Raw genomic sequence first — 26142 nt, forward strand, 5'->3', positions numbered from 1 at the left:
CCACTTTTGGGATATGATAAAAATCTCGTATTCCGCTAACATAACCTCGTACAGTACTGCTGCCAATGTCTATAGTAGGGAATTTCTCTCTTAGCCAGTCCTCCACTTGTGCAGAAGATAGATCTGGATGTTCTTTAAGCCACTTTAATATAAGGTCACGATGTAGGTCTAATTTCTTTGATCTATTACTGGTTGTTTGTACCCATTCAGTTGCTTCATCAAAGTTCATATTCAAATACTTATACACAGTGTTTCTAGAAATATCTAATTTTTTCGCAATGGCTGCAATTTTAAATCCYTGATTTTTGAGTTGATGAATCTCAACATACAATAGTAATTTTTCCACCTTTCAAATCCTCCAGCTAAATATAATGTTATAAAATCATAATAGCTTAGCTGATGATTATTTTGGTAAAAAAGTGTTCATTCCTATCGAGCAGAAACTGTTGATTTTAGTTTAGCAGTTACAAGACATTGCTCGTGAATTTTTTCAATGCCTCTTTTATAGGTTTTATAAAGATTGTGTTTAATTTTCATGGTTCCGAAGGTTTCTTTGGCCCATTCATAAGCCTTATTAAAGTGAGCCTAAGAGAATATTTAATTGTAAAAAATATCAAAAATGCCTTATCTCTTAATGTAGATTTAGACTCATAGAGGTGTAAATTAATTATTTAAAATGTTTACTAAAAAACAAAATAGTTTTTCAATAAAATGTTGATTAAATATTCGTAATAATGTAAAATTAAGCTAAAGCGATTTAGCATAACGTTTTAGCATAAGGAGTGAACAATGGAATATGGGGAAAGAACTGACTTCTTGTACCAGATTAGTATCTATTAGAGAGGAGCATGCGCAATGAGAGTTTTGGTCAGTGGCGGAAGTAGCGGCATAGGCGCGTCTACATGTTTGAGGATCGCTGAGGCGGCTCTTGATCGGGGCGTGCAGCCGCAAATCGCGGTGTGTGGACATAAATTGAGTACTACCCAAGAGCAAGTTGTTCGCTCAATTCAGTCAATGGGAGGTACTGCCATCGCATTGGTGGGTGACCTCCGTGATCCCGACGTACCAAGTCAACTCGTAGAAGCTGCTGTAGCCGAATTTGGTGGCCTGGATGGGTTGATAGCGAATGCTGGAATCGCTAGCCCTGGCGCAGTATGCGACTTATCTGTCGAGGACTGGGACTATATGTTCTCCGTGAACCTCCGCGGCGCGTGGCTTCTCGCCAAAGCAAGCTACGCGCATTTGAAGCGTAGTCGCGGTTCGGCTTGTTTTACGTCTTCAATGTCTGGCCAGTTACCACACGCCGGATCGGGTGCTTATAGCCCCAGCAAAGCTGCCCTGACAATGCTAGCCCAGACGCTCGCTTTGGAGTGGGCACCTGACGGTATTCGTGTAAATGTGGTATCTCCAGGCATGACTCATACACCTATGACTGAAAAAATGTACACCGACCCCCAGATTAAGAAAGCAAGGGAAGATATTATTCCACTTTCGAGAATTGGAGACCCCATGGATATCGCGAATGTGATTGAATTTCTTGTAAGCCCGCTATCGGGCTATGTTACCGGGCAAGACATTTGCGTCGATGGCGGCTTCTCAAAGTCTATTCTTAGCCATATTCCCGGTCGCCCAAGCTCCAACTCGTAAGGCTGGATGTGCTCGTAGGAGAATGAGGTTTTCTCGCCACGACTATGCGGTCATGGGCCATTGAGGGGGCTCTCCGCAGTTGAGCGTGGGAGTGTCATGACTCAAGAGGCTCGTGCCCTTGAAGGTGTATGCGGGATTGTAGAAAATGGGATTATTCCAGGTTACGTTAGCTATGAGACAGGCCAGGTGGCCGTGGGGGATTCCTTTGCCTGGTATTTAAGAAGACGTCATTTAACCGAGAGGATGTGTCGATATGATTATTAATACGTTTTCGTATTTATGGTCGTCTACGGCGATTGATGCAGTTGCGGAATTAATAGACAATGGGTACAAAAACTTTGAAGTTCCAATCAGCGCCCCACACTGTTGGCCGGATGAACTATCCGTCTCGGATCGGTCGGCCATGAGAGCAAGACTCACTGAATACGGCGCGAAAATCAGATCGCTCAATGCCGGTGGATATGACATCAATCTGTCTAGCCCTGGCGCTAATATGCGCCTCAACAGTATTGAGCACATTAAGTCTGTGATTGACCTAGCTGTAGCTTGGGATGTCCCCGATGTTGTGATATCCCCTGGTACAAGACGCCCTATGATTTCACCATCACTCGACAAAGTTTACGGATGGATGTATGAGAGTCTGGATAATTTGATTCCACTGGCCAAACAGGCTGGTGTACGACTCCTCTTAGAAAATACTCCTTATTGCTTCACCCCTACCATCCGCGACCTGGCGGGTGTCGTCAGTACGGTCAACGATGATGTAATTAAGATAGTTTACGACGTCGCCAATGCTGCTTACATAGGGGAGGATCCCGTAGCAAGTTTGCGCTCGTATCAAGCCGACATTGCGCTTGTGCACATTTCTGATACGGGTTTGGAAACATGGGGTCATGATCCAATTGGAACTGGAGTCGTAGATTTCGAAGGATTAGGTGATGCCGTTGAAGCAACATGCGGGGTAAGTAATGTTGTCCTCGAGATTATTCGCGAGGACAACACATTAGTTGAATTTAGCAGTGCAATTTATAATCTCAGAAATAAAGGCTGGAAATTGGGCAACTAATTTCAATCTGAGCTATTTTGTTCAAATACTTCTGAATTTGAATTGTCGCTGGTTTTGTGGTGAAGGCCGGAGTGGCGCGACCGAAGCCCCACCCCGCCCAGGTTCACCGCGGCGGCTCTCCGCAGTTGAGCGTGGGAGTGTCGTGACTCAAGAGGCTCGTGCCCTTGATACTCAAATACCGTATTTTGCTATTGGCTACGAACGGTATAAAAAGACATTAGTAAGGATTAGGAAGGTAAAAGCCTCCTAATCCTTTTTTTCTCTGACATAGACAATCTTTGCCTCTTGCGTGGGAGCATATTAATTTCCTTGGGGAATACACATTCAAATCCAATAGTAAGACTGATCTACAGTCTATACTGTCATTGAATGTAATGAAAGCCGGAGCTCCCTAGCGTAGGAGAATCCAGCTTTTTAGTTCCAAATTAAATATATAGTAAAAATTATAAGATGATGGCTTGACAAAAACAAATAGCGTAATCTAGTCTTGATAGCCTTTCAGGAATACCTGAAGGAAAAGTTCACAGTAACTAATAATTTAGATCCTCCATAGTACTCTCAAGGTTTTCCTTTATTTTTTCCATGTTTCCAACCTCCCAATATGTTATACTTAAATCAACGAAAAAAGGGGAAGGTGTGACTTCCCCTTTCTTTCTAAAAGAACGAGATCATTATCCAACGAATGGTCAATAGTCCCGCGAATAGTCCGTAAGCTTGAATGAGAAGTGAACGGGCTATTTCACTTTTGAATAAGTCATATATGCCTAATACAACCCACATTCCTGCAATGATGATAATCAATGTAAGTAATAGTGATACAATCATGTTTCATTCCTCCTTTCTCTGTGATGTCTCCCAACCAATGTTGGCGAAAACCAAGATCAAGGATCGGCTTGGTTTTAAGCCGACTTGCCTGAAAAGCTTTAGTAAATCGTGTGAAACCTAATGACTTAGCAGGAGTTTCAAAGCGATTTTGGCTTTGCTACTCCTGGTTAGCCTAACACTAGGTTCCTTCATAAATATATCGCTGCAGCAACGAATAACTTTTCTTACGTTTCGTCTGCTTCATAATCTGATGATCTGCTTCATTCTCATGTTGAAACTTAATTTTCAAAATTTATTTATCAAACTCTTGCATCTCTCATCATACAAAAAACATAAGATTTTCTAAATGTTGTCTTAAAATTTACTTTGTTCGTATAAGTTAGAATATTCCTCTAGTTTTATTTCTAATTTTTCAATTTTTCTTTCAATCTCAATAATTTTATTTGAAGGTATATTATCAGAATGTAATCTCTCTTGAAGTCTTCCGTCCCGTGTTTTCGATATATCTTCAACGTTTAACCCAACCACTTCACTTCGACGTAAAGCTCCAGCCCATCCGATGACCAATAATGCACGGTTGCGAACCCCAATCAATTGATCTTGTGGGATCCTTTCAATGACTTGGCGCAACTCATGCAGCCAAACCGCTTCTTTCCCTTCTTCTTTAATTCCAATCTTTCGCTGAAGTCCCTCCCATACCCCTTTCACCAATGAGGTTTTCGTTGGACTGTTGATCCAGCGGTTTCATGACGATGCTGATATAACGGACGATGCTCATGACCGGATACGTCAGGCAACAGCTAAGACAAATCATTACCCCCATAACGAAAAAAACGCTATTCTTTTTGTAACAATGTGGAAAGGATGGTGTTTTTTGTGTAATCAATTAACGCATATTTAACATTTTCTAGTAACGGAAACTGGTTAAAAACTTTCGTTTTATGTTGTATGAATTCAATTGTATTACGTTCCCAATGAATATCAGATAACTTTAGACATACAATGTCGCCAGAACGAATCCCCAGTTCTGCAGCTAGTAATATGACTGCAAAGTCACGTTTTCCATATAGCGAACTTCTGTCAACTGTACTAATTACCCGCTTTATTTCTTCAATAGAATAGAATGATAGAATTCGTTCCCCTTTATTAGTAAAAATGACAGGAAATAATTTATCACCTGAAAACAAAATAATGTATATTCTATGGAGATAATTAAAGAAATGGCGCAAAATAAATGTGCATGCGCTGATTGTGGATGACGATAAATCAGAAATTGAATTTAAATATTCTGTTACATGATTTTGCCTACAAAAATGGAATTCCATTACATTATTATTGCCAAGAAAATTCATTAATGAAGTGATGGTTAATCTTTTTAATGAAATAGTCAAAGGAGAAAGGTTTTTGAATTCATCTAGATTCAAGTATTCCTGTAAGATGTCAGAATAAATAGCATAATTTAGAAGAAGTTTTCTCGAGGCCATTTTAATACACCTCCTTAGTTAGAGAATAGCATCAAAATGTTATGTAAAGTTAAGAAACATAAAAGGTTCATAATATTGTAGGAAATCCACACTGACCTAAACATTTTTACATAATATATGGCTCACCATAAGATGAAACGTATGGACAAATTATCAATCGTTCCGATGGAAAATCCGGTCAAACAAATGCCTATAATTGGGTATATCGAAGTGTACCTAGTTGAGGTCCCACGATTGTCCTGTTTCAAAGTTCATTATCACGTGCACGGCCAGTTCTTGAAACCTTCATTGAAGATTATTCCGGAACGATTGTCTGTGATGGTTATTCAGCCTATGACAAAATAGAAGGCGTTACCTTTGACACATGTTCGTCGTTATTGGCTGAAAGCCGATAGCAAGAATGGTCAAATTGGAGTGAAATATTGCGATGATTTATATCGACTTGAAAGGCAATTTAAGCATTTGTCTCCGAGTAAGCGAAGAAAAAAACGGCAAAAATACTCGAAGCCAATCGTTGAAAAGTTTCTGGACTGGGTTGAAAAATCACCATTCTTCGGCAAAAATGCTCTAGCAAAAGCAGCTGAATATACTTTAAACAGAGCAAATGGACTAAAAGCATTTTGTGGGTGCCGTAATTGGTTCAGGCATTTTAAACTACTAAGAAAGACGGCTGAATTGCTAACAACCAAAGCAACGCTAATTGCCTTTAAAACTTCAAAAGGAACTAAATAAAAAAGGGCCAACAAGGACCCCCCTATTACGAATTCAAGTTACAATTTTACAAATTTAGATTACTCGGCAAGATTTAATATAGTTACTTTTTCACGTGTCATCGATTCAATGCTCTTTCGGATTCCTTGAGATCCCATACCTGATCCTTTAACTCCGATAAATGGGAAATGATCAGGGCCACGTTCCGTACGTCCATTAATTTGAACAGAGCCTGTTACCATTTTATTCGCAATCGCAAATGCTTTGTTTATATTTTTGGTAAAGACACTTGCCTGTAAGCCAAATTCAGATTTATTGGCAATATTGATCGCTTCTTCATCAGATGATACACGGATGATTGGAAGCACAGGCCCGAAGGGTTCTTCCCAGGCTATGGCCATATCTTCTGTCACATGATCGAGAAGAGTAGGATAAATTAAATTGCGTTCACGCTTATTTCCTGTTAAAAGAATTGCCCCTTTTTCAATCGCATCCTCAATTAACCCTTGAACAAAGTCAGCAGATTGTTCATCAATTAACGGGACTACCGTGCTGCCCTTTTCCGGAGAGCCGACCGCCAATTTATCAATTTCTTCTTTTAAAATAGAAGCAAGCTCGTCTGCCACGCTGTTATGAACTAATACGCGTTTAATCGCTGTGCAGCGCTGACCGGAATAGGAGAATGCACCGCTGATAATATGTTTGGCTGCTTCGTTTAAATCAGCATCTTCACGTACAATCCCGGGGTCTTTCCCGCCAAGTTCAAGGACAAGTGGGATCATGGCTGCTTTTTTCGCTAAGCGAGTTCCGGTATTTGTTCCACCAGTAAAGGAAATCATATTAATTCCTTCATGCTAGTAATCACCAATAACGGAACCACGGGCTGTTACGATATTAACCAGTCCTTTTGGAAGGTTGGCCTTATGAAGAGCCTCAATCATTTTAATACCACTGATTGCTCCTTGTGTGGCAGGTTTAAAGATGACTGCATTTCCTGAAATAAGGGCTGGTGCCAGTTTAGCTGCAGCTAAATTGACCGGATAGTTAAACGGAGGGATGGCCAAGACAACACCAAGCGGAACACGATCAACAATCGCAATCTTTGACTTTGAACCACCTGGAAAGCTGTCTCCTTTCAAACTTTCACCATTCATATGCAAGGCTTCTTCTACCGTGTATCGAATAAAAGTTGCAGTACGAACGACTTCACTCTTTGCATCCTTGTAGCTTTTTCCTACTTCCTTCATAATAACTTCAGCAATTTCATCCTGCATGTTTTCTAATTCATCTGCCCATTTATACAAAAACTTCGCCCGTTCCTGAAGTGAAGATTCTGCCCAGCCTTTTTGTGCAATATGAGCATAATAAATGGCCTCATCTACCTCTTCCGTTGTAATGGCTTGTACTTCTCCAATCACTTCATAAAGATAGGGCGAAGTGATTTAAAATTGATTAATCTCTAATGGCTACATATTTAAAAGTTCCTATTTTCATTTTAGGCGGTTCTGGTGCAAATACCACATAATCGTTGTGTGAGCCAAAAGCCTCATTCTTCCATCATTTCGACTAAATCACGAAAACTGAGGCTTGTTACCGTAGGTACCATCTTACAGTAAAAATATCAGGCTGATAGTGCTTCCATTTGAACAAATTGTCCTTTTCCATCCCAATCACACAACTCTTGTAGAGTAATAGCATCAGTATGTCCAAGATAGAGATCACTTGCAACTGTCTTGAAGTTTTTGCACCAGAACCCTTTTCTAAGTAGAAAAGTAAAATCGAATTAAAAGAAGAGTTTTTACCCAATTCATAATAGGAATTTAACTAGGTTATTCCATTGTGTTTTCAGCAAAAGGTACAAATAATAAAACACCCAATCTCTCATTAAAATTAATAAGAGATTAGATGTTTAATACTCATATGTTCCTTAATGACTTACGCGCCGATTCAACCGCCTGAAGAAACTCTTTTGCAGCGGCCGTTACCTTGCTGTAATCGCCATCTTTCTGTGCCGCCTTCGTGATGTAGCTACCTACACCAACCGCTACACAACCGGCCTGCAGCCATTCATGCACATTTTGCGGGGTTACTCCGCCTGTCGGCGCGATCGCGGCCTGGGATAACGGAGCCCTGACGGCTTTTATATATTGCGGTCCCACCGCTTCCGCTGGGAACAGCTTTACAATGTCCGCGCCTGCTTCAAGACTCTCCAACACTTCCTTCGGCGTAAAAGCACCGCTGATCGTAATCGCCTGGTAACGGTTAGCCATCTTGATCATTTCCTGATTCAGCTGCGGACTGACTAAAAGCTCGGCACCGGCCAAAATAGCCGCTCTGGCGGTTTCACCGTCCAAAATCGTACCTGCGCCGATTAACACATCTTTATATTTTTGCGACAAGGTGTTGATCACATTTAACGCATTCGGAACGCTCATCGTAATTTCAAGCGCTTTTATTCCGCCCTCAATGGCAGCCTCTGCTACCTCCAGAGCCTCCTTCTCACTATCCAAACGAATGATTAGAACAATACCGGTATCCGTTATCTTGTTTAAATTGTCCAGTTTTCTCCACATAATGGATTCCTCCCGATCATTTTACTTGTCAAACGACAACGCTTCATGCATTGTTTGCAAATCTACCGTCGACGCGCTGTTATCAATCTGTTTTATTTCGATATCTTCCCATAGGCACCGTTTTTCTTGAATACCTTTTACAAAACCATCCCAGTCAGCAAATTTCGAAGTGTCCCGCTCAAGCGCCCGCGCCTGCATTCTTTCCTTTAACACCCCAAAATCAAGCGTGACCTGCAGTACCAGCGGTTTGACGTTTTGCCAATCGTATTTTTCCCTCAACTCGTTAATAAAGTTTCTTTCTGAAAAGTAACTGAGGAAAGGCGCATCCAGCACGACCGACAGGCCAAGCTGCAAGTTGAAATTGGCAATGTCAAGCAACGTCTGGTATTCAAGATCCATTACCCTTTCTCTGTAAAACACGCAGCCGTCCCGCTCATGGGGAGAATGGCCCTGCAATTCCAGCAGCAAACCGGTAAACCGGTTGCAGACAATATCTTTATCGAGGTAGCAAAAGTTATACTCGGATGCGATCAGCTTACCGATAGTCGATTTTCCAGATCCGGCGGCTCCGATTAAAAATATGACAGTTGGTTCCAAAAAGCGATTCCTCCCTAAAAGATAGCGATCACGTATTTAGCGATGGATATTATCCCAAAACCTTGCGAATCCGCTCTAACGTTTGGCGCGCGCTTGCGATTTTAGGACGACAGTGAGTTTCAATGGTAACGAAGCCTTTGTATCCGTCTTTTTGAAGCTGCTCCAACTGTTGTTCCCAACGGATGCTTCCTTCAACGACATATCGGCAATGGCCGTTTGGATCGGTAACCGCATCCTTGAAATGAACATGGGCTACGTAATCCTTCACAAATTGATAACCGAAAGGATATGGATCCTCTCCTGCATAATAAGCGTTAGCGGGATCCCAGTTGATGCGCAAGTTAGGATGATCAATTTTCTCGATGATGCGAGCCGTATGCTCTGCGCTATCGGCGAAACAAATATGTTCGTTTTCCAAAGCTAGCGTGATTCCCGCCTCTCCCGCCTTTTTGGCGGCTTCACGAAGCAGATCGATTACGAACTCGGGACAATCGTCCGAAGATACTCCATCAGGCCGGTTAACACCGAAGATAACAACGGTTTTAACGCCCAAACGTTTTGCAATAGCTAACGATTCCGGTAAAAGAACATTGAGGTGGTCTTCGAGCTTTTGAATGGCATTTTTTCTGAAATAAAATTCTTCGGTATCCTGCCAACGAAGCACCTGGAAACCTTCGGGAACGTTCGGATCGACTAAAGGTATTTTGAATATTCCCGGAGACAGGGCGGCGATAGTAGCTCCTGTCTGCTCAATGGTCTGATACATATGATGGGTTGAAAAGGGGGACAAAGCGCCCACCCGTTCCGAACCGATCCCGCGCAGTTCAAAATGGCGGATTCCCCAATCCATTCCTATTTCCAATGCGGTTTCCAGGTCAGAGGACAGTTCATCGGTCATGATAGCAATTTGCATATACATTCTCCTTACGACATGAATAATTTAGAAATAAACTACAAAAATGCGAGAAACATAGATTCAAACTGAATAGGGTCTACGCTGATGGTCATGACAATTGGATAAAGAATCGGCGCAACCAGCAGAACGATAGGTTTATAATCTAAAAGGATTCCAAGAATAAGCAAAAATACATTGATCAAAAAACGAACAGGAAATATTTGTTCTCTGTGATGCCGAGCAGCAATTGCACCAGGTTTTCAGGCACATGTGCGTAGGTCAATACTGCTTGATTCCGTTGATATAGAGAGGAACGTGCCAGTGGCTGGCTCCTATGAGCGCAACAACAGGTTTTTTCATACCGTCTCTTCCTCCAGTGACTTCAGACATTGTCTCAGATATCGTGCCCCTTCCGCCATTCCTTCCGAAGCATGAGGCAAATCCTGCGGATGCCAGCGGCGTTCATATTCCATCGATAACCATCCATCGAAACCATGTTCCTTGAGCGATTTCAGAATTTCCGGCCATGGTAAAATTCCTTGTCCGATTACCCTGGAATTTACCGTTCTTTCATCTTCCGATACATGAGAGACGGATGAAGCTTTGAAAGGACCTTTCCCTTCGCGGAATACCAAATCTTTTGCGTGAACCAATGCAATAAATCCATCCTGCACCGGGATCGCCTTCGTGTACTCCTCTGCGCCGACAAAAGCCAAATTCGCCTGATCGTAAAGCGATTTTACCGCAGGATGGTTGATTTCGGCCAAAATTTCTGCCGTTTCCGTTGCGGTAACAGTCATTGTGTTAAAATGGTTTTCAATAATCAGCGTTACACCGGCTTTGGCCGCATAATCTCCCGCTTCCCGCATGGATTGAACCAAACGTTTGCGTTTCTCTCCGTTGGGATCCTGCTCATCGCCACTAAAGCTGCCGCCATAGATACGAATAAAGGAAACGTTTAAATTCTGCGCCTGATCAATAATCTTCTTAAGCTGCTCCACTTCCTGCTGGCGGACTTGTTCATCCAATGAATTATAATGCGAAAGGTATGGAGTCAGACAAACAATTTCCAATCCCCGGCGTTCGGCAGCCTTTTTCACATCTACTATCTCTTCTTTTCCTGCCGCCGGAGAGAAACCACTTTTATATCCGTCCTGAACGACAATTTCAATGCCGTCCAAACCCATATCAGCGAATAAATCAATTGCTTCCAACAAACTTAATTCAGGTGTTCCCATTGTGTGACCGGCAATTTTCATGTTTTCTCCTCCTAAGACAAATCTGGCAATCCGGCTTTTTTCAAGATAAGGTTCATTAATTCATGCGTTTTTAAGGCATCGACGCCATTCGTTAATGGCTGTTTGCGCTCGACTACGCAGTCGAGGAAATGTTCGACGGACTGCTTAAAGCCAAGCTTATCTTCGACCCTTGCCCATCCCATCGCGAGCGGTGTCATCGTTACGGTCGTTTCTTTTTCATTGTCCACCACCCGGACCGAATCTGGAGATTCGACGAATACGCTTTGATTGTGTCCGTACAGCTCCATCCGTTCTACCCACTGTCCCGCGCTTCTGCTTGCGAGCAGCAATCCGATCGCCCCCGATTTAAAGCGGAGTTGCGCGGTAGCCAGAGATTCATAATACGGATCCTCAAAATTCGAGTATGCTTCGACTTCATCGCATTCTCCGCAATACCAGCGCATCAGGTCGATCATGTGGATAGCGTTTTCCAAAGTCGCGCGGTATTCGGTTTGCGGACGGTTTTTCTCGGCAAAAACCGCATGGGGAACGCGATCGCCATAGGCTGCTTTGGCTTTGCTGTAAACAGGAGCGAAACGGCGGTTGAATCCGACCATTAAAATCTTCTTTGTCTGCTCGGCTACATTCACCATTTCCTCGGATTCACGAAGGGTCATAGCCAAAGGTTTTTCGCAAAATACATCAACGCCGGCTTTTAATAACGGAATAACCGATTCCGCATGAACCTGTTTGGGGGATAATACGAAGGCGCAGTCTATACCTGCTGCAACCATTTCATCCAAAGACTGAACAGCCTGCTTGGCCCCGAATTTTGTAGCCACGCTTTGCGCCTTGCTGTATGTTTGGCTCATTACTGCAGAAATCTCGACATTTTCGATTGTGGACAGTATAGGCAGATGGGCAATATGAGCGATTGAGCCCAAACCGATTATTCCTACACGAATTTTTTCTTTTTGCATGGTCGGTTCCCTCTCTTTGTTTTATTTTTTAAAAGCTATTTATGAATTGAAACGAATAACTGGTTTAATGGAATCCCCAACAATGGCATCCTCGAATGCCTGTTTTGCCTCTTCCGGAGTATAAACCTTAAAATACTTATCTAAAGACAACATTCCACTACGGATTGGTTGTAGACATACTGATCGATCATCTGAAGAAATGTATGGATAAGACCCTTTGGCACCCGTAACAGTGAGTTCTTTTCGCATAATCGGCTTGAAATCAAAGTGATTTCCTAAATCATGATAAACGCTTCCAACGACAACCCGTGCCCCTGTGCGGGCCATGGTAAAGGCATCTGCCAGTGCGTTGGTAGAACCGGTTGCTTCTATGACTAGATCAGCACCTCTTGGTCCAACAGCTTGATAAATTTGATCAAGCCAATCCTCATCCCTACGATTAATCACTCGATCCATTTTTAAATCCCTAGCACTCTCGATGCGGCGGGGATTCAAATCAACCCCTATCACGATTCCTGCTCCTATTCCCTTAAGGATTTCAGCCGTTATCGCCCCTATTGCACCCAATCCCAAGATCACAACCGATTGCCCGGCTTTTAAATCGGAACGCTCTACAATCCGCATAACGCATCCGATGGTCTCATGAAGAGTTCCGGCAATATCGTCAATCTCCGGTGGCAATGGAGTTAAAAATTGAAAGGACTCACTGTGTAAAATTAGCGTCTCATTGGCAAAGCCACCAGGCATCAAAACGTCATTTAAATTTCCGCAATAATTGGGATGTCCATTCCTACAATTCCAGCAAACGCCACAAGAACGCACCAGCCCGCTTGTGACACGCATTCCTTCTTTGAGGTCTTTTATACCGCCGCCTGTCTCGACCACAACACCTGTGAATTCATGGCCAAAATATCGTTCATTTGTAAGATTCTTATGCCCTTGGAGCAAGGCGACATCGCTGCCACAGATTCCGCATGCCAACACTTTAAGTTTGACTGTACCGTGGAGAGCCTTAAGCGGTTCTGACTCTATGAGCTCTAATTTTCCCGTCTCCTTAATTACAATTCTTTTCAAAATATTCAAACACCTTTCACTTTAACCTAGCTTTGGGATGCATTCGATTCATAGCGTGCTTCCATTAGATTCAAGCTGTTTAGGCCTACCTTTCCGTCTGATAAGCAGATTCTCTCCCAGCTTCCTATTTACGTCTGTTACCCCTACCAAATATACGTTTGTTTGGTAGGTTATTCATGGCTTTTGCATGTATTGCACCGATCGGGCTACAACCGATAATTCCAAAACCAGTTTTCTTCATACTGGTCATCCTTTACTTGTTTTTGCTTGCCTGTTCGTTAATGTCATCCAGTATTTTGCGAACAAGGGCCATTTGTCGTAAATCTACAGCAGGTGGATTCCCCTTCATCCAATCGTTTAAGGTTTCTTTGACGAAAATGGGATACATTGTATCAGAATTTGTAATAACAGAAAGCATTTGGTGCTTTTGATGATTAAATCGGCTTTCTAATGTGCCTTCAGTAAGCGTATGAAATCCATCTTTTGACACGATGTTCCAAGTATTCTCACGTTGCTTTACCGAATCCATAGGATAGGCATATCCGGTTTCTAAAGTAATGGTTGAGCCACCAGGAGTCGTTAGTAGAGCGACCGAATAATCTTCAACCGGATAACCGTAGGTATAATGGTGCCTTGCAGATAAAACTCTTGCTTGACTCTCGCGCGTTAAATATAATCCAAGGTCAATAAAATGGGCACCAAGATTCGTCATGCAACCTCCCCCAGCCCTTCTAGCATCCAGCATCCATGGGGAACCATTGTGCATGTACCGCTGTGGCGGGCCGGACACAAAACGAAATGACGAATGAATGCATGGATCATGTTGGAGAAAAGATCGTAGGCGTGTAACTGCTTCACTATATCTCCATACGAAAGGAATAGAGCAAAAGACATTTTTAGCTTCTGCCCGTTGGGCTAATTCTTCGACTTCTCTATAATCAAGTCCTACCGGTTTTTCCATGGCAAATGGGATCCCGTCATCAATTAAACGGTGTGCCAAATGAGGCATTCGATCGTGCTCCGCAAATGCAAAAACAAAATCCGGCTTTGTTTTTTCTAACAGTTCATCAAAGCTACCATAAGAAATCGTATCCAATTCTGTTGCCACCTGGTTTGCATAAGCTTGGTTTTCATCGGATACCCCACATACATTAGCGTTTAGGCGTTTTAGGCCCTCCACATATAAAGGGACGTGCCAGTGACTAGCTCCCACTAAAGCAATTCTGGGCTTGTTCATCCCTTTTCCTCCCTAAGTTCACCAAGAAGCCTTCGAATGCTTTTTAATTCATTCTTTCTTGCAAACGGTGATAAACCACATTTGTACTCCTCTTGAATTACTATTTCGATTCCGTCCAGGCCCATTGACACAAATAAATCAATTGCCCCTTTCAAGCATAATTCCGGCGTACCCATGGTATGTCCTGCAATATACATACCCTACCTCCCTGCTTTTGCTTTCTTATTGATTATCTGTACTGTTACTAGTGGGAAACCCACCACAACTCTTCCGAAAAACAAATGACGTTTCAAAAGAAATAGAGACAGGAGCTTCCACTTTTCTTTCAATAAGGTCCAGTAGAGTATTGACACAAGTAACAGCTATCTCTTCAACTGGCAAATGGACGGTTGAGAGAGGTGGAATACTAAAACGTGTATGATCATAATTATCGTGTCCGATAATTTCCAGGTCCTCAGGAATGCGAATCCCTGCTTCATGGAATGCAGCTAACGCACCAACAGCCATGGTATCAATCGGGAAAAACATCGCTGTCGGAATATTCCCTTGTTCAATGATCTGTTTAGCGGCGTTATATCCACCTTCCTCGGAAACTTCATCATATAGTAACCCTCCGGGGGATAGCTCCAGACCATGTGTTTGAGCCCCACTAATAAAACCGTCCTTTCGAAGGCGTATCGCCTGGGACGATATATTAGGTACCACCATGTCTACTCTTTGATGCCCCCTACTTTTGAATAATTCTGCAACCTTTTTTCCTGTTTCAAAATTATCCACATTCACGTTGCTGTACTTACTGGAATCCCTTACATATAAAACAATCGGAACATTAATCTCCTGGCTCTCTAAAAATTCCAAATCACGGTCGGAAGCGTTGGCAATGATTGCCCCATTAAACTGTGTTCCTGACATTAAGCTTTCCACCTGATTTATCTTGGAGTTTTCGTAAGGCTGGACTAACAACTCAAATTCTCGGTTCTTAGCTACAAGGTTTTTCTGAATTCCCTCAAGAAAGCGGCCAATCAGATAGGACCGTGTATCTAGAGCCCAGAGAATCGCTATAACTGGAACATCCCTTTTTCCACCGCCTAACCTACGTGCAGAAATATTGGGACGATAACCCAATTCCCGTGCGACATCAAAAATCTTCTGTTGTGTCGCCTGAGAAATTCTCATTTGGTCGCCTTTTCCATTTAGGACGAAGGAAGTAGTACCTAATGAAACCCCTGCTAATTTTGCGATTTCTTTTATACTAGCCATTATTCACTCCTTCTGCTAAAACGTTATGCTAAAACGCTTTAGCAATTTTAAGCAAATTTTATATTATTACGAATGTTTAGTCAACATTTTATTAATAAATTTATATATATTTAGTAAATCAAAGGGAAGTTCTAAGGCGCACAGACCTGTTTCCATGGCTCGGCTTGTAGAATCGCCGATCAGTACCAGGCATAGGCACAAATCCTCCGGTATTTACCTAAAAGCCACCAACATTGTCTGCCATTAGCTAAAACGTTTAGCTAAAACGTTTAACTAAAGCATTTAATTAAATGCTATTACTCGCTGGAATTTCTGTCAATATATTTTTTTAATTTACAGAATAATTCAATTTTTGTGTTGACATTTTTAAAAGAAAAAATTAATATAATTCACATAAAACGTTTAAGCAAAACGTTTAAGCAAATTGTTTTAATTGGGGAGAAAATAATATGGCAAGCATTAGAGAAATTGCAAAATTAGCAGGAGTTTCAACAGGAACAACCTCCTTTGTACTTAATGGTAAAGGCGATCAAATGAGGATATCACCTTCTACCCAGCAAAAGGTTTTAGAGGCTGCTAAAGCTTTAAATTATCGGCCAAATATATCCGCCAGACACTTACGAAGCAGTGGTGGGAAAGCGGTCCCAGTGGTTGCTATTTTGTGGACACTAGATACACGTGCGTCATTGATTGGCCGTTTTTTAAAAGGGATTGAAAACCTCATTTCGAATCAAACCCGGGAATTTGAACTATTAATTCAACCATACGAAAACTCCAAAATTAATAAAGTAGAAAGTCTGATAACGGGTACAAGATTTAATGGAGCAGTCATTGCTTATACATCAGAGGAGGATTTAACCTTTTTAGAAAATAATCAAATAAACGTTCCCATTGTCCTTTACCAACGGGAATCATCGAAATATAGTTCTATTAAAGTAGATTTTTTAAATTCAGGAAAGAAAGTAGCTGATTTGTTTGCACAAAGAGGCCATAAAAATGTAGGTATCATTGTTCCTGACTTAGCGTCCCAATCTATTTACCAACGCAGAGATGGCTTTATGAATGGAGCAGCCATTCACAATTTATATGTGGATCCCAAGCATGTGGTGATTGGATCAAATACAGGTGAAGGCGGCTATAATGCTGTAAAAGAACTGTTAAAAAGAAAGGAACTTCCCACAGCTGTTTTTTTCATTAATGATACGATGGCCGCCGGAGGGTTAGCTGCATTTCATGAGGCTGGAGTTAAAATACCCGATGATATTGAGGTTATGAGTCACGATAATCACGATCATACCCGTTTTACTATTCCTTCATTATCAACTGTGCATTTGCCAGAAGAAGAGATGGCTGCAGCTTGCATGAACACTTTGTTAGATGTAATTGAAAATAAGGTAGAAGACCCCGTATCTTTGACTTTTGAAACAACTCAAATTATTCGTCAAAGTTGCGGCGGTTTTAAACAATAAGCTCTGCCTAACGCATTTTTTGTAACCGTTTTCTAACGGTAACATAACTACCCATTGAAGGAGGAGATAATAGCATATATTAAACCAGTGAATCATAACCCAAATTGAAAGTTGCTTAGTCTAGTAATCTAAACAAAGGGAAGGGGTATATTTTAATGAAAAGTTTTCGTTCATTAGCTTTGATATCTTTAATATTTTTACTATTAATTACGACAGCATGCGGAAACACAGATAAAACAGTTTCTTCCAACTCATCTTCCGACAAAAAGGAACAAATTGTGTTAAAGGCTGGGCACAACCAAGTTCCTGATTATCCTCACGGCAAAATCATCCATGACTTCGCTAAAAGGGTCGAGGAGTTATCGAACGGACATATAAAGGTTGAGGTTTTTGACAATGGTAGTTTAGGACAAGAAGATCAATTGTTTGAAGGAATGAAGCTTGGTTCAATTGATATGGGTAAAACTAGTACATCTTTAATCGGTACTACTGTTCCATCCTTCCAAGTATTTGATTTACCCTATATTTTAAGAGATTCTGAGCATATGTGGAATGTTTTGAATGGGGATATTGGTAAACAAATGTTAAAAGAACTAGAAACGAAAGCAGGCGTTAAAGGTCTCTTCTGGATGGATCAAGGAACAAGAAACTTCTATACAGTTGATAAACCAATCCGTCGTCCCAAAGATTTAGAAGGCCTTAAAATCCGTTCCATCCAAAGCCCAATCATGGTAGACACGATTAATGCATTTGGCGGGTCCGCAACAGCATTGCCATTTGGGGAACTTTATACTGCATTTAAAACACATGTTGTCGACGGGGCTGAAAATTCACCTGATGCCCTATGGTATTCAAAACAATACGAAGTTGTAAAATACTATAACAAAACTGAACATTTCATTAATCCCAACCTGTTCATGATAAGTATGAAAACCTGGAATAAGCTTTCAGCTGAAGACCAAAAAATTGTTCTTGAAGCAGGAAAACAAGCATCAGAAGCTGGTAAGGCTCTTTATGAACAGGAAGCTGCCGGTTTACTTGAGGATATGAAAAAGGATGGTTTAAACGTTATTACAGATGTTGATAAAAAGTCCTTTGAAAAAATCGGAAAAAAAATCCAAGATAAATATAGAGATAAAATTGGCGGAGATTTAATAGATAAAGTGTTAGCTCAGTAGTTTTAAACAGAATCAACTAGGGGATATTATGCCCCTAGTTGTTATTAAGAGGTGAGAGTGTATGGATGGTGAAAAAAAACGGTTGAATTTGATTGAATGGCTTGTATCTATTTTTTTGATAACTATTGTTCTGGTTAATTTCTTTAACGTAATCGGAAGATACTTATTTCATAAACCTATTTTTTGGTCCGACCAAATAAGTACGCTTCTGCTAGTTTGGATTGTATTTTTAGGCAGTGCTTTAGCAACAGCCTCTAAATCACATATGGTGATAGATTTCTTTTTTAACAAATTCAGTGTAACATGGCAGAAAGTTTTACTAGTAATTGGTGGAATATTGGTTAATCTGGCATTACTTTATATTACTATATATTCAGCTAATGTAACATGGATTCTTAAAGATCAAGAATTGGCATCCTTACCTTTCTCTAGAGCATGGTCTTTTGCTCCAATACCGATTGGATGTGCGTTAATGATTTATTACATCACTGTAAACATAATAAGTAACCTCAGAAAGGCTGGTGAGTTAAGTTGATTTTAGCCTTCTTATTCATCGTTTTTTTTGGCTTGATGTTAATTAATGTCCCTATAGCATTGGCCATACTAACGGCTTCATTAGGGGCGATGCTTCTGATCGGCAATGGTGGGGTCACCATCATTCAGTCTATCCAGACAGCCACAGAATCGTTTTCTTTACTTGCAATTCCCTTCTTTATTACTGCAGGAATTATTATGGACCGTGGAGGAGTAACCAAGCTAATTATTAATTTTGCATATGGACTAGTAGGACACATTCGTGGGGGATTGGCACTAGTAAATGTCATGGGGAGTATGTTGTTTGGAGGTATTTCCGGTTCAGCTGTTGCTGACTCAGCAAGTATCGGTTCTGTTATGATCCCAGCCATGCGTTCAAAAAAATATGATATTGGTTTCACAACAGCTCTTACCGCAAGTGCAGGGACGTTAGGAATCATCATACCGCCGAGTATTCCGATGGTTATTTTAGGAATAACAGCTAATGTTTCAATCGGCAGACTCTTTTTAGGTGGTATCATTCCAGGGATCACAATTGGTCTTTTGATGATGGTATATGCTTACTACGTCTCAAGAAAGCATCTGTATCCAACAGAAGAACGTGTATCGATGATGGAAATAATCAGGCGATTCTTCAAATCCATTTTACCTCTACTTACAGCTGTAATTATTATAGGAGGTATTGTTGGAGGTGTTGTAACCGCTACAGAGGCAGGAGCTATAGCATGTATTTATGCATTAATATTGGGAATGTTCGTATACAAACATATCAAAATCAAGGATATCCCTGGGATATTTTTAGAAGGATCTTTAACTACTGCAGCAGTAATGCTAATTGTTGCAGGAGCATCTGCCTTTGGCTGGGTATTGACTTATGTACATGTTCCTGAAATGTTATCGGAATTTTTGCTATCAATTTCTGATAATAAATACGTTTTGTTAATTCTAATTACTATCCTCTTACTTATATTAGGTACTTTTTTAGATCCAACCCCAATTATATTACTTGTAGCTCCTATTCTTTTTCCGGTAGTCACTAGTTTGGGAGTAGATCCAATACATTTTGGGCTTATTTTTGTTATTAATATGGCTTTAGGCCAGTTGACCCCTCCTGTTGGTGTTGTTTTATTTACTGCTGCAAGTATTGCCAAAATTCCAATAGAGAGAGTCATCAAACCAATGGTGCCGTTATGGCTTATCATGTTAACTGTATTATTCGCTGTAACTTTCTTTCCTGCAATGGCTACATATATTCCACAAGTTCTAATGCCATAAGATAGGGTGTCGGTGTACTCCATTTTGAAAGAATAGTAAAAACAAAGGATGTTGTAACATTGAGACGATTAATCATACCAGAAACAGATAAGCTCAAAATCATTGAAGAAAGAGAACCCGAAGTTCTTCCAGTACAGTTAAGGTGAAAGTTTTGGCATGTGGAGTTTGTGGAAGTGACTTGGCCCAATGGCAGGTTCACCGGGATGACCGGCATTTGGCCATGAATTTACCGGGATTGTAACTGTGATTGGCCAAGGAGTAAATAATTTAAAAGTTGGGGATATTGTCGCCAGCGAAATGATTAAAAGTTGCGGAAACTGTTGGAATTGCCTTAATGGACATCCAAATTACTGCAAAAATTTAGATGAGGTACTTTTTCCAGGCGGATTTGCAGATTACTCCTTAGTTACCCATTCTGATTCATTTAAATTTTTAACTGCACTTCCAAAGAATATTAGCTTTGTTGACGGAACTCTGCACGAAACAATAAGTTGTGTGTTGTGAATTGTCGAGTTTGCGACTTAACTGTTGGTCAAAGCGTAGTCATCTTTGGTCTTGGTGCTATAGGAGCTATCGCTGCCGAAATTCTTAAAAGTTTAGGTGCAGGCAAAGTGATAGGGTTAGACTTGAACCCTAATCGGTTAGAATCAGCGGCTAAATTAAAAATTGATAAAGTGGTCAATCGTCAAAGTCCAGATTGGGAGGCACAAATTAGAAAGGAAATCGGTTCTCATGGAGCTGATATTGTGATCGAAGCTTCCGGTTCACCTAGAGCGTTGGCTGATGCATTTGAAATAGCGAGAACCGGAGCTCATATCGTAGTAGGCAGTGTGTATCATGATTCTGCTAATAATTTTAATTTGTCTCCAATCATGCGCAAGGAGTTAAAATTTTTTGGCGCTAAAGGGTCATATCCTTATAATAGTTCTAATTAGCAATCTATCGCTATGCATATTTTAATATCCCAATTTATTTCTTTTGAAAAGATTGTAAAAACTTATACTTTAAATAACGCAGAGGAAGCGTTTACTACATCTGCTTCTGGACAATTATTAAAACGGTTATTAATTTCCAAGATTCTTAGTATTTATTAAACTATACCACTCTTAAAATAGATCCAATTGACATACTCTATAGAGTATGTCAATTGGTTTTTTTAGATCATCATAAATAACACGTTTATCACAGAAAATATCACTAACTGGGAGGTATTGTCTTCCCGTTAGTCATCCATGAAGCGCAAAAATCAGCGCTTCACCACAGAGAATGAAAATGGTCACTAACCGTCAATACTGATTCTACGGCTGGGAGAGGAAGGTCGCTGAACTAAGGTGCATTAGAGCCCATCCGTTAGTCTGACTCCACCGACCACGGTGCACCACTGACTGTCGCCCCCTTACGGGAAGCACACATGGTAGATTAATCCTATTCTGGTTGTTGCACCAGCCTCTAATTATAATAATCGCCGTAGAAAGGATGTTTTCAATGGATGTAGTCATTGAAAGAGCATGCGGTATGGATGTCCATAAGGACAATATTACTGCCTGTATTAAGGGCAGTTCCTGAAAAGATGGATAAAATCTCACCCATGTTTGAATTGATCTTTGAATCCACTTATGAAATTTTATCTCAATATAGTGAACGGGAAACGAAACTTATACTCAACTTTATAAAGCAATGTAATGATATGACTTTAAATGTGATGAATCAATTTAAGCAAGTTGGATAATGTTGGCGCTTAAACGGAGCAACGAAAAAAGCCTAATTTCTCAATTTAAATGAGAATTAGGCTTTTTATATGGGAATTTCCTTAACGTTGTAAATCCGCATTTATCTTAACTATCTATAACGGATGACTTTACAGTATTCAATGTAAAGTTATCTGTTTTTTTTGTTTCTTTAAATCCCAGATAACTGTATTCACTTTTATAGTATTTATAGTAAATTAAGAAAGCTTATGTTTAAGGGGCTGACTTGGAAGATTTGATGGTTCCCTTAATAAGCAGTAAAGACTTGAAAAAACATCATTAAATCAGGAAAATCCAACAATTATGAATACGTTCAACCTAAAAGAAACAACAGCTCTGTTACACTCGTATGGTTTCAAATGTAACACCTAGTTTAAATTCACTGCATCCTCTTATTCAATAAAAATAAAAACCGATATTCCTTAGCGTAGGAAAACTCGGTTTTTTTCATGTCGAAATTTGCTTAGCGTATGTTTTCCGCTTTTTGTTGGTAGGACCCCTATAAGGGGAATATTCATTAACAGGTTCTCCGTTTATTATGAATGTACCTGTTCTCCTTCTAAAAAAACCCCATTTTTCTATAAAAGTTTGGAGTTATCTTTACAACCATAAACAATTATTCTCCACCATCATCAGCATCATTTCCGTCTCCGCCTCCATCATCACTATCTGTATCGAAAAAGTCATTTAAATGACTAACAATACTTTTATTTTCGTTAACAAGGTTGTTGTTGTTTAAAAACTCACCGAGCGAAAAACTATCTAAAATCTGTTCTTTATCTTTACGGATAAACAAAAAATAACTACGATTAATATAATCAATAAAATCAATAGAAAAAACACCTGTACCACCCTCCCTTACAAAAATATTATTAAAGAATGTAAAAAAAGAGAACGCTGTCCCCGCTAAGGGCTGCGTCCTCCAATTTTTTATTTTTTCTATCCATTCATCCATATATTTCTCTTCTTTGGTCGTTAATCGTTTTTATTTTGCCAATTTTATCCCTCTCCACTAAGATTTATTAATTCAACATTTGCGCCCTAATAATTACGAGCGAGTGTATTCGACCCAACATATTTAAATAAAAAATACTCCGGAAACTGCCTCATCCCCAGAATATCTTTTACACTAATTTTAATAATATATTTTGCCTTTATTTAACAGCTTCTTTTAATTCCTTACCTGGCTTAAAAGCAGACCCTTAGAAGCAGCAATCTCGATTTCCTCACCTGTTTGTGGGTTAAGCCCTTATCGAGCTGAACGTTCACGTACTTCAAACGTACCAAATCCGATTAATTGGATTTTCTCTTCTTTAGCAAGTGTATTAGAAATCGTTTCAAATATGGCGTCAACAGCACTTGCAGCATCTTTCTGTGTCAGTTCGGCTTGCATTGATACAGCTTTTACTAAATCTGTTTTATTCATTTTTATACACCTCTTTTATTCATACTATGTAGAGCCTAAAATATAGCCTATATTCACATCGTATTCCATTTTATTATTATTCACGTCCAGTCAATTGACCAACAAACTCAACATCATCAACCTTCCAACCCTGATCCTTAACATAAATCAGTGACGTTTTGACGATAACCGTGTCAGTAGTAGCAACACCATTAAATTCAGTAGTAAGCTTAAATTCATTAAAAAACTCAGCTTCTGTTTTCGATAATTGGTATTCAAAGGGCTTCAAGCCAACCATGGATGACTTAACCGATTCTTCTGTATCCGGAAGTTCTGTTCCGGAAGGATGTGTGGCTTTATACCCTTGATCAGTCATCAATGGTTTAATATTTTTATATCTTTCTGCAGTGGTTTGATAGATGAAAAAATGTTCAAGGAGCTCCTGATTGATCTTTAATGCCTCGGTGTTCTGGATAGAGGATAGAGATTTAATCTGATCTTCATAGTTGCTCTGATTGGCTCTGACTTCCTTCAGCTGCGATTGCAAGCTGAAAACATACATAATAACCAAAGCAGCAAAAACGAATATCATCATTAGCAACAAGTAATTTTTCTTTTGGCTAGGATCCAATAACGGCAATAAACAGTACGATGATTAACAACATGCCAAATGCCGAGCACCAAAAAGCCAGCGATATTACGTACTTTTATGATGAAGATACGAACAAAGCCTATTGGGGTGCTAGACATGCATTAGATGGATACACGGAAAATTACATCAACGAGGGGGTCAAAAAAGGTAATACTTCTGATATCTTCCCTCTGTTAAACTGGAATCTAACCTATTCCGAAGCCGGCTTATATGATTTGAAAGCACCAAATATCACGGTAATATCGGACAAAACAAACGTTGATAAGCGAACGATTGAATACCAATTAAAAACTAATCGTCAGGCCGAAGAAATATTTATGCAGTCTGTTTCGTCTTTAAAGGTGTTTAAGCTGGTCATCAACGGTAAGGAGGTAGAGTTAACAGAAAACAAATATACGAAGAATCAACCTTTACTTTGGACCTACGTCGTTGGCCAAGTAGGAGAAGTGACGGTTGAAATTACGGTAGATGCCGACGATTCGGTAGAGTGGATTGTCGCCGACCGTGCTTATAGCATCCCAGAAACGAAAGGAGAACGGTCACCAGAATACAGTACGTACGGTGATAATTCCTTCGTCATGAAGAAGGTTAAATATTAATATTCATATAAAAGGGTAGACACACTCAAACCCGAGCGTATCTACCCTTTTTATCAATTAGCCACTCTTTGTTCTAATAGCTTTATAGCCTCTTCTTTTTTGATATTCGGTTTTATCTCACCCAGGTATAGAAGTTCACCCAATTTTTTCTCAAGGTCAGCCAATACAACTGTCTTATTTGCGTAAGGAAAAAGTGAACTGCTCTGAGGTGACGAGACATGATTGACCAATCCGACGACATGAAGAAGTTCATGCAGAATGACTGCGTTTCGATAGTCTCTTGTTATTTCGCTATTTGTTCCAATTAAGGCTAGTGATTCCATGATGCCGTAAACCGTATGGTTTCTCGTTGACATGGCCACACCCCAAGCGTCTTTATTATGTACATCATACACTTGAAAGTTCTTGGTAGGGGTAAAAACCATCCTAACAGTTCGATTTTCTTTTATAAAAGAAAGAGTCTCAACGATTCTGATTTCATAAGGGAAGAAAGCTTTAATCTGTTCAATAGTACTTTCCACCATTTTCACATCTTCTTCGTTATAATCCCCGTCTAGATAAATGGCGATATCACCTGAGAACTTATACACCATTGGAACATCATTGGTGAAATAGAAGTCGATGAATTGGTTAATCTCTTGTTCTGAATACATCCTATCATCAATCGTAAAGGAGTATTCCCTCGTTGCGGTTAATCCATTAGGCTTCGTCGCTGTAATCGTTAAGGTATGGTCTCCGGGCTGTTGAATGGGCTGCTTGAGCGAAATCTCTTTTCCGTTTAAGCTAACCTCGTAGGTGGCCAGTTCATCCTCCTCGAGTGTTAACTTAGCCTGTTTGAAGTAAACCTGGTCGACACCCTCCTTTATGACCGGTTCTGCCGGCGGTTTGTCGTCCACTTCAAAACTGTAGGATACCTTCTTCTTTTTCCAAAGAAGCGTCGACTCCCCCTCTAATGTATAGCTGCCATTCTCGTTTACCCTGTAAGCAGGGGTTATCTCCTTTCCGTTTAAGGTAACAAGAGTGATCCCAAGATAATCTTCCATTTGAATGACTGGAGGAGTGGCATAGACCTTTCTATTTTCGATCCCAGTAATTTCTATAGAAGGTTCAACCAAAATAGAAAAAGCCAGCAATAGAGTCAATACTGCACCAACTAATAAACTGATAAAAAGTAAAAATGTCCCCCTTCTTCTCATCCAAGTTCCCCTCTCTTAAACCATAGAGCTTCTTTGCTGTTCCAATCTTCAAGACTATTCTAAAAATATAATAAACTCTTATCCTACCATTATGCCAGTTATTTACCATTTGTTAAAGAACATAAAAAAAGACAATTCGCGGGGGAACGAACTGTCTTTTAGTGGTGCCTGTCACCGTTATGCTGTTGCCTTGTCTTTACTGATGTAAGTCTTAGCTGTCTTTCTGATGAATGGTACGACCCAGCGGTCTAAGCCGTATTTGCCTGCGTTGAAGCCTGCAGCAAGGATGATGAAGCCTAAGAAGATGTCTGTTGGGTTATGAGATACAGTTCCGGCTAGGAAGAAACTGAAGTTCATCACTAGACCAAAGAACATTGCTGCTGTTGTGAAGCATCCAAGTAAAAGGCCTAAACCGACTAATGTTTCGCCCCAAGGTACAAGGACGTTGAACAATTCGATGTTTGGCAGTGCAAAGCTTTCTAAGAAGCTCACATACCAG

At 40.4% G+C, this 26142-nt stretch carries 26 protein-coding genes and 6 pseudogenes; 11 read left to right on the forward strand and 21 right to left on the reverse strand.

The annotated features are described in order from the left end of the window. Nucleotides 1-346 (reverse strand): helix-turn-helix domain-containing protein (locus BTR25_RS25020; protein ID WP_139311336.1); only part of this gene is annotated, 346 nt, incomplete at its 3' end. Nucleotides 347-855: 509 nt separating this feature from the next. On the opposite strand from BTR25_RS25020, the gene BTR25_RS25025 reads away from it, so the two are divergent. The 3 genes from BTR25_RS25025 (at nucleotide 856) to BTR25_RS25030 (ending at nucleotide 2713) form a co-directional block, all read left to right on the forward strand. After that, nucleotides 856-1647 carry an SDR family NAD(P)-dependent oxidoreductase gene (locus BTR25_RS25025; protein ID WP_075690697.1) on the forward strand — a complete coding sequence of 264 codons (792 nt, stop codon included), beginning with the start codon at nucleotides 856-858 and terminating at the stop codon, nucleotides 1645-1647. Nucleotides 1648-1743: 96 nt separating this feature from the next. Further along, the gene (locus BTR25_RS27925) at nucleotides 1744-1911 is read left to right on the forward strand and encodes a hypothetical protein (RefSeq protein WP_175596891.1); all 168 of its coding nucleotides are present in this window, start codon (nucleotides 1744-1746) and stop codon (nucleotides 1909-1911) included. Beyond that, on the forward strand, nucleotides 1901-2713 hold the full coding sequence (locus tag BTR25_RS25030) for a sugar phosphate isomerase/epimerase family protein (protein WP_075690698.1): 813 nt from the start codon (nucleotides 1901-1903) through the stop codon (nucleotides 2711-2713). The genes BTR25_RS27925 and BTR25_RS25030 overlap by 11 nt, the downstream gene beginning before the upstream one ends. A 654-nt stretch (nucleotides 2714-3367) precedes the next feature. On the opposite strand, the gene BTR25_RS27930 is transcribed toward BTR25_RS25030, so the two are convergent. The 3 genes from BTR25_RS27930 to BTR25_RS25040 form a co-directional block, all read right to left on the reverse strand. After that, on the reverse strand, nucleotides 3368-3538 hold the full coding sequence (locus BTR25_RS27930; RefSeq protein ID WP_175596892.1) for a hypothetical protein: 171 nt from the start codon (nucleotides 3536-3538) through the stop codon (nucleotides 3368-3370). A 354-nt stretch (nucleotides 3539-3892) separates the two neighbouring features. Beyond that, entirely contained in the window at nucleotides 3893-4246 is a 354-nt protein-coding gene (locus tag BTR25_RS25035; RefSeq protein ID WP_139311337.1) for a site-specific integrase, read from the reverse strand. Between the two features lie 128 nt (nucleotides 4247-4374). Then, nucleotides 4375-5022, reverse strand: a complete 648-nt coding sequence (locus tag BTR25_RS25040) for a tyrosine-type recombinase/integrase (RefSeq protein ID WP_075690700.1) — start codon at nucleotides 5020-5022, stop codon at nucleotides 4375-4377. A 131-nt stretch (nucleotides 5023-5153) separates the two neighbouring features. On the opposite strand from BTR25_RS25040, the pseudogene BTR25_RS25045 reads away from it, so the two are divergent. Further along, nucleotides 5154-5643 (forward strand): annotated as a pseudogene (locus tag BTR25_RS25045) (IS66 family transposase); the annotation flags it as partial. 170 nt (nucleotides 5644-5813) lie between these two features. Here the strand turns inward: BTR25_RS25045 and BTR25_RS25050 are convergent. The 12 genes and pseudogenes from BTR25_RS25050 to BTR25_RS25105 all read right to left on the reverse strand — a co-directional run. After that, nucleotides 5814-7175 (reverse strand): annotated as a pseudogene (locus BTR25_RS25050) (NADP-dependent glyceraldehyde-3-phosphate dehydrogenase); the annotation flags it as partial. A gap of 63 nt (nucleotides 7176-7238) precedes the next feature. Beyond that, nucleotides 7239-7398, reverse strand: a pseudogene (locus BTR25_RS25055) (IS6 family transposase); the annotation flags it as partial. Nucleotides 7399-7649: 251 nt separating this feature from the next. Next, nucleotides 7650-8306: a bifunctional 2-keto-4-hydroxyglutarate aldolase/2-keto-3-deoxy-6-phosphogluconate aldolase gene (locus BTR25_RS25060; RefSeq protein WP_075690701.1), complete on the reverse strand. Its 657-nt coding sequence runs from the start codon at nucleotides 8304-8306 to the stop codon at nucleotides 7650-7652. A gap of 21 nt (nucleotides 8307-8327) precedes the next feature. Continuing rightward, nucleotides 8328-8903, reverse strand: coding sequence for a P-loop nucleotide/nucleoside kinase family protein (locus tag BTR25_RS25065; protein WP_075690702.1), 576 nt, complete (start codon nucleotides 8901-8903; stop codon nucleotides 8328-8330). 49 nt (nucleotides 8904-8952) lie between these two features. Continuing rightward, nucleotides 8953-9816, reverse strand: coding sequence for a sugar phosphate isomerase/epimerase family protein (locus tag BTR25_RS25070; protein WP_075690703.1), 864 nt, complete (start codon nucleotides 9814-9816; stop codon nucleotides 8953-8955). A gap of 38 nt (nucleotides 9817-9854) precedes the next feature. Beyond that, nucleotides 9855-10001 carry a TRAP transporter large permease subunit gene (locus BTR25_RS28710; RefSeq protein WP_175596893.1) on the reverse strand — a complete coding sequence of 49 codons (147 nt, stop codon included), beginning with the start codon at nucleotides 9999-10001 and terminating at the stop codon, nucleotides 9855-9857. Nucleotides 10002-10154: 153 nt separating this feature from the next. Then, entirely contained in the window at nucleotides 10155-11057 is a 903-nt protein-coding gene (locus BTR25_RS25080) for a sugar phosphate isomerase/epimerase family protein (protein WP_075690704.1), read from the reverse strand. An 11-nt stretch (nucleotides 11058-11068) separates the two neighbouring features. Further along, complete coding sequence (locus BTR25_RS25085; protein WP_075690705.1) at nucleotides 11069-12016, reverse strand: Gfo/Idh/MocA family protein; 948 nt, start codon at nucleotides 12014-12016, stop codon at nucleotides 11069-11071. 39 nt (nucleotides 12017-12055) lie between these two features. Beyond that, nucleotides 12056-13090, reverse strand: a complete 1035-nt coding sequence (locus BTR25_RS25090; RefSeq protein WP_075690706.1) for a zinc-dependent alcohol dehydrogenase — start codon at nucleotides 13088-13090, stop codon at nucleotides 12056-12058. A gap of 253 nt (nucleotides 13091-13343) precedes the next feature. Continuing rightward, on the reverse strand, nucleotides 13344-14327 hold the full coding sequence (locus BTR25_RS25095; protein WP_075690707.1) for a Gfo/Idh/MocA family protein: 984 nt from the start codon (nucleotides 14325-14327) through the stop codon (nucleotides 13344-13346). Beyond that, a complete protein-coding gene (locus tag BTR25_RS25100) occupies nucleotides 14324-14524 on the reverse strand; it encodes a hypothetical protein (RefSeq protein ID WP_075690708.1) in 201 nt (66 codons plus the stop codon). The genes BTR25_RS25095 and BTR25_RS25100 overlap by 4 nt, the downstream gene beginning before the upstream one ends. 25 nt (nucleotides 14525-14549) lie before the next feature. Continuing rightward, a complete protein-coding gene (locus tag BTR25_RS25105; protein ID WP_075690709.1) occupies nucleotides 14550-15587 on the reverse strand; it encodes a LacI family DNA-binding transcriptional regulator in 1038 nt (345 codons plus the stop codon). Nucleotides 15588-16036: 449 nt separating this feature from the next. Here BTR25_RS25105 and BTR25_RS25110 point away from each other — a divergent pair, with 449 nt between their 5' ends. The 6 genes and pseudogenes from BTR25_RS25110 (at nucleotide 16037) to BTR25_RS25135 (ending at nucleotide 20978) form a co-directional block, all read left to right on the forward strand. After that, nucleotides 16037-17056, forward strand: a complete 1020-nt coding sequence (locus tag BTR25_RS25110) for a LacI family DNA-binding transcriptional regulator (protein WP_075690710.1) — start codon at nucleotides 16037-16039, stop codon at nucleotides 17054-17056. 155 nt (nucleotides 17057-17211) lie between these two features. Further along, on the forward strand, nucleotides 17212-18234 hold the full coding sequence (locus BTR25_RS25115) for a TRAP transporter substrate-binding protein (protein ID WP_075690711.1): 1023 nt from the start codon (nucleotides 17212-17214) through the stop codon (nucleotides 18232-18234). Nucleotides 18235-18295: 61 nt separating this feature from the next. Beyond that, a complete protein-coding gene (locus tag BTR25_RS25120) occupies nucleotides 18296-18769 on the forward strand; it encodes a TRAP transporter small permease (RefSeq protein ID WP_075690712.1) in 474 nt (157 codons plus the stop codon). Then, nucleotides 18766-20043 (forward strand): TRAP transporter large permease, encoded by a 1278-nt coding sequence (locus BTR25_RS25125; RefSeq protein WP_083652556.1) that lies wholly within the window; start codon nucleotides 18766-18768, stop codon nucleotides 20041-20043. The genes BTR25_RS25120 and BTR25_RS25125 overlap by 4 nt, the downstream gene beginning before the upstream one ends. Nucleotides 20044-20268: 225 nt before the next feature. Beyond that, nucleotides 20269-20547, forward strand: a pseudogene (locus tag BTR25_RS25130) (alcohol dehydrogenase catalytic domain-containing protein); the annotation flags it as partial. Beyond that, a complete protein-coding gene (locus BTR25_RS25135) occupies nucleotides 20544-20978 on the forward strand; it encodes a zinc-dependent alcohol dehydrogenase (protein WP_075690714.1) in 435 nt (144 codons plus the stop codon). The pseudogene BTR25_RS25130 and the gene BTR25_RS25135, both read left to right, overlap by 4 nt. 1429 nt (nucleotides 20979-22407) lie before the next feature. Here the strand turns inward: BTR25_RS25135 and BTR25_RS25145 are convergent. The 3 genes and pseudogenes from BTR25_RS25145 to BTR25_RS25155 all read right to left on the reverse strand — a co-directional run bounded on the left by BTR25_RS25145 (nucleotide 22408) and on the right by BTR25_RS25155 (nucleotide 23797). Next, nucleotides 22408-22746 carry a hypothetical protein gene (locus BTR25_RS25145; protein WP_075690715.1) on the reverse strand — a complete coding sequence of 113 codons (339 nt, stop codon included), beginning with the start codon at nucleotides 22744-22746 and terminating at the stop codon, nucleotides 22408-22410. A gap of 199 nt (nucleotides 22747-22945) precedes the next feature. Then, nucleotides 22946-23217 (reverse strand): annotated as a pseudogene (locus tag BTR25_RS25150) (HU family DNA-binding protein). A gap of 76 nt (nucleotides 23218-23293) precedes the next feature. Further along, nucleotides 23294-23797, reverse strand: a complete 504-nt coding sequence (locus tag BTR25_RS25155; RefSeq protein WP_139311339.1) for a hypothetical protein — start codon at nucleotides 23795-23797, stop codon at nucleotides 23294-23296. 62 nt (nucleotides 23798-23859) lie between these two features. On the opposite strand from BTR25_RS25155, the gene BTR25_RS25160 reads away from it, so the two are divergent. After that, a complete protein-coding gene (locus BTR25_RS25160) occupies nucleotides 23860-24447 on the forward strand; it encodes a hypothetical protein (RefSeq protein WP_075690717.1) in 588 nt (195 codons plus the stop codon). Nucleotides 24448-24500: 53 nt separating this feature from the next. Here the strand turns inward: BTR25_RS25160 and BTR25_RS25165 are convergent, their stop codons facing one another. After that, a complete protein-coding gene (locus BTR25_RS25165; protein WP_075690718.1) occupies nucleotides 24501-25643 on the reverse strand; it encodes a hypothetical protein in 1143 nt (380 codons plus the stop codon). 177 nt (nucleotides 25644-25820) lie between these two features. After that, nucleotides 25821-26142, reverse strand: a pseudogene (locus BTR25_RS25170) (DoxX family membrane protein); the annotation flags it as partial.

Source organism: Bacillus sp. MRMR6 (assembly GCF_001940785.1).
In the GTDB taxonomy this organism is placed as follows: domain Bacteria; phylum Bacillota; class Bacilli; order Bacillales; family Cytobacillaceae; genus Neobacillus.

Excerpts from the sequence above, each read along its gene's own strand:
- BTR25_RS25025 (WP_075690697.1), top strand. The coding sequence starts at position 856 with ATGAGAGTTTTGGTCAGTGGCGGAAGTAGCGGCATAGGCGCGTCTACA.
- BTR25_RS27925 (WP_175596891.1), top strand. The coding sequence starts at position 1,744 with ATGACTCAAGAGGCTCGTGCCCTTGAAGGTGTATGCGGGATTGTAGAA.
- BTR25_RS25030 (WP_075690698.1), top strand. The coding sequence starts at position 1,901 with ATGATTATTAATACGTTTTCGTATTTATGGTCGTCTACGGCGATTGAT.
- BTR25_RS27930 (WP_175596892.1), bottom strand. The coding sequence starts at position 3,538 with ATGATTGTATCACTATTACTTACATTGATTATCATCATTGCAGGAATG.
- BTR25_RS25040 (WP_075690700.1), bottom strand. The coding sequence starts at position 5,022 with ATGGCCTCGAGAAAACTTCTTCTAAATTATGCTATTTATTCTGACATC.
- BTR25_RS25060 (WP_075690701.1), bottom strand. The coding sequence starts at position 8,306 with ATGTGGAGAAAACTGGACAATTTAAACAAGATAACGGATACCGGTATT.
- BTR25_RS25070 (WP_075690703.1), bottom strand. The coding sequence starts at position 9,816 with ATGCAAATTGCTATCATGACCGATGAACTGTCCTCTGACCTGGAAACC.
- BTR25_RS25080 (WP_075690704.1), bottom strand. The coding sequence starts at position 11,057 with ATGAAAATTGCCGGTCACACAATGGGAACACCTGAATTAAGTTTGTTG.
- BTR25_RS25085 (WP_075690705.1), bottom strand. The coding sequence starts at position 12,016 with ATGCAAAAAGAAAAAATTCGTGTAGGAATAATCGGTTTGGGCTCAATC.
- BTR25_RS25095 (WP_075690707.1), bottom strand. The coding sequence starts at position 14,327 with ATGAACAAGCCCAGAATTGCTTTAGTGGGAGCTAGTCACTGGCACGTC.
- BTR25_RS25100 (WP_075690708.1), bottom strand. The coding sequence starts at position 14,524 with ATGTATATTGCAGGACATACCATGGGTACGCCGGAATTATGCTTGAAA.
- BTR25_RS25105 (WP_075690709.1), bottom strand. The coding sequence starts at position 15,587 with ATGGCTAGTATAAAAGAAATCGCAAAATTAGCAGGGGTTTCATTAGGT.
- BTR25_RS25110 (WP_075690710.1), top strand. The coding sequence starts at position 16,037 with ATGGCAAGCATTAGAGAAATTGCAAAATTAGCAGGAGTTTCAACAGGA.
- BTR25_RS25115 (WP_075690711.1), top strand. The coding sequence starts at position 17,212 with ATGAAAAGTTTTCGTTCATTAGCTTTGATATCTTTAATATTTTTACTA.
- BTR25_RS25120 (WP_075690712.1), top strand. The coding sequence starts at position 18,296 with ATGGATGGTGAAAAAAAACGGTTGAATTTGATTGAATGGCTTGTATCT.
- BTR25_RS25145 (WP_075690715.1), bottom strand. The coding sequence starts at position 22,746 with ATGGATGAATGGATAGAAAAAATAAAAAATTGGAGGACGCAGCCCTTA.
- BTR25_RS25160 (WP_075690717.1), top strand. The coding sequence starts at position 23,860 with ATGCCAAATGCCGAGCACCAAAAAGCCAGCGATATTACGTACTTTTAT.
- BTR25_RS25165 (WP_075690718.1), bottom strand. The coding sequence starts at position 25,643 with ATGAGAAGAAGGGGGACATTTTTACTTTTTATCAGTTTATTAGTTGGT.